The following is a 9,054-nucleotide window of genomic DNA, read 5'->3' on the forward strand; positions in this document are numbered from 1 at the left end:
TACCGTTACGAAGATATGATGACGCCCTATGAAAAGTTTGTTTCTCTGCAAGATGCCCAGCAATACTTGAAGAGCGGAGTCACCCTGAAAAGTTTGGAGGCGAAAGCGCATGTCATGACCGATAATGAAGCGGCACGAAGGCTTCAAAACGCCAGAGAGAACTTACTAACAGTCATCTATGAACGACCAGCCTGAGGCCGGAGTCATGCACTCTTCTTCAGGCTCATTTTTCAATTGGAAAATACTCACTGACCGCCATAACAGGCACCAGTCGCTGCCACCAGGTCGCTCCAATGGTTTTTGGAATAATCTCGGATAGCAACAGAATCAGCAGTGTCAGTACTGCCGAGAAAACACCCAGGTAGGCATCACCAAACACTTTTGTAGCCTGAGCACCCGCTCCCGCTGCACCAATAGTATGAGCAATGGTGTTCAGGGTCAGAATCGCGGCCAGAGGCCTGTCGATACTGTCGTGCATTGAACGAACAAGCGGAGCCCAACGACTGCCCTTTTGCTCAAGGCTGACGACATAAGCAGGTGAAATACTGAGAAGAACGGCTTCAAAAACCGAGCAGAGGAAAGAGACGCCAAGGGCGACAAGAACATACGCAACGAGCGTAACCACTTAAGACTCCGATAGATAAACACAGGCGTATATTCTACAGACATTAACTGTCTGAATACGATACGAAATGAACAAAATTTACAAAGTATTGATACTGGATTCAGAGGGGATTTATGCGGAGTGAATATGGTCGGGGTAGAGAGATTCGAACTCCCGACATCCTGCTCCCAAAGCAGGCGCGCTACCAGACTGCGCTATACCCCGATGTATCTTGTATCCAGAAGCCATGATGCTTCTGTTGAAAAGTGGTCGGGGTAGAGAGATTCGAACTCCCGACATCCTGCTCCCAAAGCAGGCGCGCTACCAGACTGCGCTATACCCCGATGTATCTTGTATCCAGAAGCCATAATGCTTCTGTTGAAAAGTGGTCGGGGTAGAGAGATTCGAACTCCCGACATCCTGCTCCCAAAGCAGGCGCGCTACCAGACTGCGCTATACCCCGATGTATCTTGTATCCAAAAGCCATGATGCTTCTGTTGGAAAGTGGTCGGGGTAGAGAGATTCGAACTCCCGACATCCTGCTCCCAAAGCAGGCGCGCTACCAGACTGCGCTATACCCCGTCTTTCCCGGTGACTGGCTCTGCTGCCCTCGTCACGGAACGGCGGCTAATCTACCAAAATGATTCGGCTTTGACAAAAGTATTTGCCACATAGCTATAAGTGGATAAAAAATAGCCACATTCGTATTAGCTCAGCGCCTGCATGCTTTACGCTGGTATTAAAGTCATGGATCACTCAAACAATTTAATGGGTATGAAAGCAGGAACCTGCGCTCTCCGGATTCTGGTCTAACCTTTTCAGGGTTTTCAGCGTGAATTTCCTTCGCTCTGCCCAGGACTCTGACCATGAAGTATCTTCAGACTCTCTCCCTGACTTCCGCTTTAACCGTTGCTGCCACAGTAGCCCCTGCAGCGGATTACTCGGATGATATTCACAAGAACGACTATAAATGGCTGCAGTTTAATCTGATGTATGCCTACAAAGAGCTTCCGAGACCCAAGGATGCCAACTCCGGTCATGACTATCTTGAGATGGAGTTTGGAGGGAGATCCGGATTTTTTGACCTCTATGGCTATGTGGACATCTTTAACCTGACCAACAGTGATAACAGTGACAAGAAAGGCTCTTCAAAAACTTTTGTGAAGCTCCAGCCGCGATTTTCTCTGGATGCTATCTTCGGGAAGGATTTTTCCTTTGGTCCGGTTCAGGAGCTCTACTTTTCAACCCTCTTTAATTGGGGTGGCGGAGGCGCGAACTACACCGATTCACAGGGAAAGGTAGTGGAGAGCATAGACGTCAACAATTCCTTCTGGGGTATTGGTGCTGATGTCATGGTGCCCTGGTTTGGCAAGGTAGGCGTCAACCTCTATGGGCTTTACGAGCTGAACAATAAAGCCTGGAACGGGTATCAGATCTCAACCAACTGGTTTAAACCCTTCATCCACTTTGAAAACAATAGCTTTATTGCCTATCAGGGTTACATTGATTACCAGTTTGGTGCCAAAGATACATTCAAGGGAAATGAACAGGCTACCAGTGGTGGCGTAATGTTTAACGGCTTTTACTGGCATTCTGAACGCTGGGCGGCAGGCTACGGATTCAAACTGTATAAAGATGTCTACCTGATCAAAGATTCCAAAAAACTCGAGTCCACAGGCATCAGTCATTACGTTGCTGTCACTTATAAATTCTAATCTCACTCCTTTTTCTGAAACTGAATGTCATTCCATTCAGTTTCAGAAATTTATCCCCCCTTCTGCTCAACGCCCAGTCTCCTGATACCAGGGGCCTCTCTGGAAAATAAGGCAAAAAACTTAAAAATAACTATAAAAAACAATATTTTACCTTTTGTCATCAGAGTGTCACTATGGCTAAAAAAGTACGCTCAGGTTGATCCCAACTCCAATAAACTAATTCCGTATAAACAGCGAATCATGAGCGACAGAGATCGTCTTTCATCTTCCTTGGAGATGGCAGACTTTTCAAAAAACGCATTTCCGGGATAGAAATCAAGCACAACCCAGGAGGCAGCAGGCTTGACGGGACTTAAGCCTTTATTCAGATGCCTGACCATCTGAAGGCCTCTTCCAAAATGAATAAAACAGTATGAATATCAATAAATATAAGCTCATACTCTCCTCACTGTTAGTGAGCCTGGGTCTGCTTTCAACCCCTTCGGCACAATCCGATGTCATATTGCATGCCTTCAACTGGAAGTATTCTGAAGTCGCGGACAGGGCCGAAGAGATTTCTGAGCTCGGCTACTCGGTGGTACTGGTATCTCCTCCCCTGAGAAGTACCGGTGACCAATGGTGGGCAAGATATCAGCCGCAGGATTATCGAGTACTGGACAACCCCCTGGGCAATAAAGCGGATTTTGTCCGGATGATAGACCAGCTCAAACAGCGCAATGTCAGGGTATACGCCGATATTGTACTGAATCATATGGCCAATGAAGCAGCCATTCGCAGCGACCTGAATTACCCGGGTCAAAAAGTACTCTCTGAGTATCAAGCTAACCCTGAGGCCACTGCAGCCAATCGCCTGTTTGGAAAAACCGGTGTTAACCTGTTCTCTGCCAGCGACTTCCACAGCCCAGGCTGCATTACCGACTACAACGACGTATGGCAGGTACAACACCTGCGTCTTTGCGGTCCCGACGGCGACTCCGGCCTGCCTGATCTGAATGACAACAGCTGGGTCATTTCCCAGCAAAGAAGCTACCTGAACGCTTTAAAAGATCTGGGCGTCAAAGGATTTAGGGTTGATGCCGCAAAACACATGACCAATCATCACATCAATGCCGTATTCACAACCTCGATAAAATCAGGGATGCATGTGTTTGGAGAAATCATTACCTCTGGTGGTGCAGGCACACGGGAATACGACGCATTTCTTACACCTTATTTGCGGGGTACAGGTCATGGAGCCTATGATTTCCCTCTGTTTGCCACATTGCGGAAAGCCTTCGCCTTTAATGGCAGCCTGAAACAACTGGTCGATCCTCTGGCCTTCGGTCAGGCCCTTCAGAATGACAAAGCCATTACTTTTACCGTGACCCATGACATTCCCAATAATGAAGGTTTTCGAAACCTGATCATGAATGAGAAGGATGAACAGCTGGCCTACGCCTACCTGCTAGGCAGGGATGGTGGCTCACCATTGGTGTATTCCGATCATAACGAGAGTAATGACAACAACCGCTGGGTAGACGCTCATAAGAAAAGTAATCTGCCAGAAATGATCCGTTTCCATAACGCTACCCGTGGTGAAGCTATGCAGATCATTGGTGCAACCGATTGCCTGATTATTTTCAAACGGGGCAAGAAAGGCGTAGTGGCAATTAATAAATGTGACCAGGGCTCAAACTACTGGGTTGATACCCAACATTATGAATTGAACTGGTTTAAAGACTATAAAGACGTGATCAGCGGTGATGTCAGGAATATTTCCAGTCGCTGGCATGACTTCTATGTTCCTGCCCGGTCCGCTCGTCTGTGGCTTGAGCAATAATCATTCTGAGCCTCCCTGCTAAACACAGGGAGGCCTTTGAAAAGCTACCATAGCCTTCTATCCCTTCATCCTTTTTCTTTTCGCCAAACGCCCGGATTTAAGCTTCACAAATTTCATCACCACTGAATTCCAGTAATCCCTGGGGAAACAGAACCTCTTCAACTAACTTTCCCCACCTGAAGACTTTTACGGTAATACGGGCATTCATGGATTTCATAACAGGCTTGGGAGCTCCTAGAATTTCCATAGAAGGCATGGTTGAACGGTAAAAGCTGGCAGGGTCAGCCTCGGCGTCAACTTCAACTTTTTTACCTGGCTTTTTGATCTCAATGTTAAAATAGCCCCGACAGGCATCAGACTCTTTGCGGGCGCTCAGCCCCACTACGGAAGGCCGGATAAGAATATCCTCCTGTTCTGACAGAAAACGACCAACCCACATTTCCAGAGGGAACGTTTGAGGATAACCTCCAGTCATCATCAATTGTGCTTCTGGCAGAAAGCCTCCGATGAAAACAAAGCCCTGACTTTTGTACTCCTCATACCAGCCTTTATCGAGATAAGTCACCGCTGTGCCAGCATGCTCAATATCACTCATAGTGAATTGATATCGGGTCTCAGTCCCCATGGTGTAAACAAAGTAATCTGTCTTCAGTCCTGGTAAATCACCGATCAAACCAAAGGGGTTACGCCCGGGATTTCGGCCACTCCAGTAATGTCTGTGATCACCGGTGAATTTCATATCAAAGAGAAAATCATTTGTGGCCAGCCTGACACTTTCCTGATCAACCCTGATGACATCTGGCACTTCGAACAAAAAGTCTCCAGTACTGCCATCGCCCTGAAGATTCACTTCCTCATAGAAATAATCAAAGACCTTTTTCGTACCACCAACAGGCGCATAAGCAAAATGCAAATAGGCTTTTTCTTTCTGATTGCTGGCATCTGCAGTCAGATAAGTCTGCACACTGATTTTGAAATACCCCACACTGGGATCATTGATGTAGTAAAACCATTGTTCACTCCAGGGTTTGCTATTGGGCTCATGTGGACGAATATCCGTAAGTTCTGTTGCATGGGCTGGAAATACAAAAACCAACAAAAGCCCGATAACTCGTAATAATCTCATTGCGCATCCTTTCCTGAGATATAAGTTGGAAAATCCCACTATGCTTCATGGCAGCCCTTCAACCAGTGCCACCATGAAACATTCAGAGATCAGCGACAGATTCGGGCATCAGTGAAATACAGACCTGGCTGACAGCTCTTTCCGGACTCACAGTGTTCATCAGCCTCGCAATAACACTCACCCCGGGCATTACAACCTGGAGTCAGATAGTCATCCAGAGAGACTTCGCCGCTGACTCTTTCCCAGAACGGGTTAGTAAAGACGTTGTAGGGGTCCAGCTCATTCTTGGCCTGCAGAAAGTTCTGCCAGTTATCGAATCGTGAAGGCATATTTTCAAAAATGGCGACCGAGTTCTTACCCCAGTGAGGACGAGCCCCATACTTGCGAAGGGACATCTGCTCAATCTCAAGATTCACAAAGTAGTTCTTGGGCTCTTTTTCCCCTCTTTTTCGCAGGGTGTACTCGATACCAACGAACGCAGTTTCTCTGTCCGCGCTCATACCCAGGTAACTCTTGGATGACTTTCCGAATCTGAAGTAAATACCATTCAATGGGAAGCAGGTTTTGGGATGCTCATCAACAATCCTGCGCACATCACGAATCCAGTCGGGCAGGCGTTCGATATCAATGGCCACTTCCTGGAGAGCAATGGGTAGACGATCCCAGATACAGCTGTCAGGGTCCTTGCACTTGAAATACTGCATCTGATCAGAGAAGCCAACAGGCTCATTTTTGATTCTTTTTCCGGTATTGATATCACGAAAATAGGACTTCGAACGGCTCGAATAACGGGCAAAAGCAGCCAGACACTGAACTGCGCTTCCAGGCAATTCATGAGCAGCATTGAACAACAGACCAAAGAAGAACTCTTCAGCATCGGACACATCAGCCTGGGCATTATAGGCATTACCTGGTGTATCCAGAGGAACCGGATTATAGAGCGTGGTCGTATATCGGCCTAAACCGGGAAACCAGGCAATGTTAGCTGAATAATTGTTTCGGGCAATATCCAGGACGACTTCTTCCAGGTTGGAGTCGTTACGATAACCTTCAACATCAGCCCTGATTTTAAAAGCATCCTCCAGTTGCAGTGTCACTTCAACCACCACGCCAAGTACGCCCAGATTAACCCTTGCAGCATCCAGAAGATCACCTGATAAAACTCTGACATCTCCTTTGCCATCCACCAGCTTTATCCCGGTGACATAATCCGCCAGCATATTGCTGGGCTTCTGCAATGTTGAACCGTGGGTGCCGCTTCCCAGCATGCCACCAATGGTGAATGTAGCCAGCTCCGTCACCATGTTCACGGCCAGGCCCTGAGGTCTCAGATAGTCATTCAGATCGTTAAAGCGCATTCCCGCCTGAACAGTCACCTGCTTTTTGGCTTTATCCAGATGGGTTACCTGATTCATGTTTTTCAGGGTAATTTGAACCTGCCCATCACCGGCACAAGCGGCATCAATCTGACTGGCAAATTTGCGATTACCCGTCATGACTTTCTTGTCATGAGACAGGGCATCAGAGACTACAGTCTGGACTTCTTCAATGGTTGAGGGATCATAAATCTCACCGGGATGGCAGGTATAAGTCCCCTGATAATTGGATATCGTTCTCTCCTGCTCACTGGATTGCAGGACAAAACCCGTACCCAGGGCAGACCCCAATAAAACTGTTAACAGTGCCCACTTCGTCTTTCTCATTATTTTTTTCCTTGCTGTTGAGAAATGCATGTCAGGACCGAATTCATGAGTACTTCCTTACTCACAAACATTTTTTATTAACCAAAACGGGGGAGAATCTCCTGCTCCAGAACTGTTCTGACCTGACTTCGATGCATGTCCAGTCTTGAACGGAAGAAATCAGACACATTTGCCTTATATCTGTCGGAAGGTCTGGGACCTATCTGCGGCACCCAGAGTGCATGATTGGTAGTACCAAAATTAAGATCGGCACTGCCCAGAATAGCGATGGGTCCCTGATCCAGATTACCGGCATCAAACACCCAGATTTCTTTGCCATTGCCGGTATTCTGTGTTGGATATTTACGCACAACTGCCGTAAAGATATAGCCATCGTCCTGAGCCGTAGAACCGTGTCTGGCCATAAACTGAGGGGTTCTCATGACACAATCTTCAGGGAACTGATAGACGTCAGTCACCTTCATACGATTACAATCGAGATGAATAAGAGCAGAAGGCTGATCAAAGTCAGGGAGACTCTGATTGTTATAGAATCGATTGGGGTAATCCTCATAAGCATCGGCTACCCGCTTGACTACATGACCGGCTCTATACCCGACTGCTGCCCAATAGATGTGTTCAAACGTTTCCGGAAACTGGAAGTGTCCACGATAGGCGGGGTCATTCATATCCCAGAACAGCTGGTCATCCCGGATCAGTCTGAAGTCATCCCGGATCTCTCTGGCCCCCTCTGGCAAGACCTGAATTCTAGCCCTTATCAGCCCTCCTGCATCAACGGGCGCAGCCGGATAACCTGCAATCGTTTTTTTAACCCGCCCCCCAAAGTGCAGTTTGTCCCAGAAGTACTGGGCCTCTGACTTATCCATAGCCCCCAGGTATTGACCATAGAGCGTGATTTCATTGTCATGATCATCGTAATTGCACATGGTATCAGAGGTATCAAAGTCCAACTCCAGATAATCAGCCATGACTGTGTCTTTCCCTTCAATCAGGTCTTTCTTTCTAATAATCCAGATCGGTGTTCGATGCTTTTGCGCGTCAACAGAACGAATGCCAATCATCCGCAGAGGTTCAACTTGAGCAGCCGTTTCAAAAACAAGAATATGATTGCGGGTTACTCCCAGAGAGTGAGCTGTCGCTTTAATAAAAGCCGCTTTGCCATCACGACCAATAACGTTCCAGCCTTTCAAAGGACCTTCTTTATCCCACTTAAGGAGTCGTATAAATCCATGCCTTACCCCTAGACTTGAAATATTCCCGCCATAATTAATGGTAAAACAATCATTGGATTCAAGATCAAAGTATGGGTGACCTGTCGTTCTTACTTGTGGAAATAACCATTTATCGGGCGTCAGGGTATTCATCCAGGATGGAAGACTGCTTTCCCATTCTTCGTAATGACCAATAGGCGTTACCAAATCAAGACTGACGCCATCAAACTCATAGGGAACCCCTCCCTCATAACTCAAGGCAAATCGATTATCTCCAAGGTAATTAGGGGCGGTATTGCAATAATCAGCAAAACCCATACTGGGACTGTAGTAGGTTAACCCACCTAATAAACGGAAGCGATCTGCCCAGTAATCAACACGGTCCTGCATCAAGGCCGCAGGGGTATCAATCATCTTTCGGGTGAAAGAAACACTTTGATTGTTAAAATCAAAACGAACCAATGCTCCTCGCCCATTTGGGCTCAAATGTCCGGGCTCAAGAGAAATGCCTTCAGCCATAAATACATGACCAAAGATATCTGGCGGCAGTTGTCCGTATAATAAATCCAGCTTTCCTGAGGAAGGTTCCATACTCGCTTGCATGATCTGGACAGGAAAAGAAGAACTTTCACTGGCATGAACCAGGTTGGCTGCCGGTATCAATGCAGTACCTGCAACCCCTTTTAGAAATGATCTGCGATCCATAATTAATTACGCTCAATCCAATCAGTAGATTTAAAAAGATCACGCCCTGAGGCTAAATCAAACGTAAAGACCGAAGAATAACCGGAATTAAGCCAAAAGCCTTATTCTACACACTGATTTACAACTGCTCCGATACTTTTAACTCCACATATAAAACCTGCTCAACAATAT

At 46.9% G+C, this 9,054-nt stretch carries 7 protein-coding genes and 4 tRNA genes; 3 read left to right on the plus strand and 8 right to left on the minus strand.

Annotated features, from left to right (window positions below; translation table 11 throughout):
* The coding region (locus WG89_RS31310; protein WP_216638507.1) for a hypothetical protein at window positions 1–195 on the plus strand (195 nt) is incomplete at its 5' end.
* Between the two features lie 28 nt (window positions 196–223).
* On the opposite strand, the gene WG89_RS21970 is transcribed toward WG89_RS31310, so the two are convergent.
* From WG89_RS21970 to WG89_RS21990, 5 genes are all read right to left on the minus strand, one after another.
* Window positions 224–625, minus strand: a complete 402-nt coding sequence (locus tag WG89_RS21970) for a DUF21 domain-containing protein (protein ID WP_079253981.1) — start codon at window positions 623–625, stop codon at window positions 224–226.
* A gap of 127 nt (window positions 626–752) precedes the next feature.
* A tRNA-Pro gene (locus WG89_RS21975) sits at window positions 753–829 on the minus strand.
* A 42-nt stretch (window positions 830–871) separates the two neighbouring features.
* Window positions 872–948, minus strand: a tRNA-Pro gene (locus tag WG89_RS21980).
* Between the two features lie 42 nt (window positions 949–990).
* A tRNA-Pro gene (locus WG89_RS21985) sits at window positions 991–1,067 on the minus strand.
* 42 nt (window positions 1,068–1,109) lie between these two features.
* Window positions 1,110–1,186, minus strand: a tRNA-Pro gene (locus WG89_RS21990).
* A gap of 284 nt (window positions 1,187–1,470) precedes the next feature.
* Here WG89_RS21990 and WG89_RS21995 point away from each other — a divergent pair.
* Window positions 1,471–2,319, plus strand: a complete 849-nt coding sequence (locus WG89_RS21995) for a nucleoside-specific channel-forming Tsx family protein (RefSeq protein ID WP_062269840.1) — start codon at window positions 1,471–1,473, stop codon at window positions 2,317–2,319.
* A 412-nt stretch (window positions 2,320–2,731) separates the two neighbouring features.
* Complete coding sequence (locus WG89_RS22005) at window positions 2,732–4,138, plus strand: alpha-amylase family protein (RefSeq protein WP_062269845.1); 1,407 nt, start codon at window positions 2,732–2,734, stop codon at window positions 4,136–4,138.
* Between the two features lie 97 nt (window positions 4,139–4,235).
* Here the strand turns inward: WG89_RS22005 and WG89_RS22010 are convergent, their stop codons facing one another.
* The 3 genes from WG89_RS22010 to WG89_RS22020 form a co-directional block, all read right to left on the minus strand.
* Window positions 4,236–5,264 (minus strand): hypothetical protein, encoded by a 1,029-nt coding sequence (locus tag WG89_RS22010; RefSeq protein ID WP_062269846.1) that lies wholly within the window; start codon window positions 5,262–5,264, stop codon window positions 4,236–4,238.
* Window positions 5,265–5,353: 89 nt separating this feature from the next.
* Window positions 5,354–6,967, minus strand: a complete 1,614-nt coding sequence (locus tag WG89_RS22015) for a D-arabinono-1,4-lactone oxidase (protein WP_062269848.1) — start codon at window positions 6,965–6,967, stop codon at window positions 5,354–5,356.
* A 77-nt stretch (window positions 6,968–7,044) separates the two neighbouring features.
* The gene (locus WG89_RS22020; RefSeq protein WP_062269850.1) at window positions 7,045–8,883 is read right to left on the minus strand and encodes a carotenoid oxygenase family protein; all 1,839 of its coding nucleotides are present in this window, start codon (window positions 8,881–8,883) and stop codon (window positions 7,045–7,047) included.
* Between the last annotated feature and the right edge of the window lie 171 nt (window positions 8,884–9,054).

The sequence above is a fragment of the Endozoicomonas arenosclerae genome (assembly GCF_001562015.1).
In the GTDB taxonomy this organism is placed as follows: Bacteria; Pseudomonadota; Gammaproteobacteria; order Pseudomonadales; family Endozoicomonadaceae; genus Endozoicomonas_A; species Endozoicomonas_A arenosclerae.

Bases quoted from the DNA above. Each gene is read 5' to 3' on its own strand.
- WG89_RS21995 (WP_062269840.1), top strand. From the start codon at position 1,471: ATGAAGTATCTTCAGACTCTCTCCCTGACTTCCGCTTTAACCGTTGCT.
- WG89_RS22005 (WP_062269845.1), top strand. From the start codon at position 2,732: ATGAATATCAATAAATATAAGCTCATACTCTCCTCACTGTTAGTGAGC.
- WG89_RS22010 (WP_062269846.1), bottom strand. From the start codon at position 5,264: ATGAGATTATTACGAGTTATCGGGCTTTTGTTGGTTTTTGTATTTCCA.
- WG89_RS22015 (WP_062269848.1), bottom strand. From the start codon at position 6,967: ATGAGAAAGACGAAGTGGGCACTGTTAACAGTTTTATTGGGGTCTGCC.
- WG89_RS22020 (WP_062269850.1), bottom strand. From the start codon at position 8,883: ATGGATCGCAGATCATTTCTAAAAGGGGTTGCAGGTACTGCATTGATA.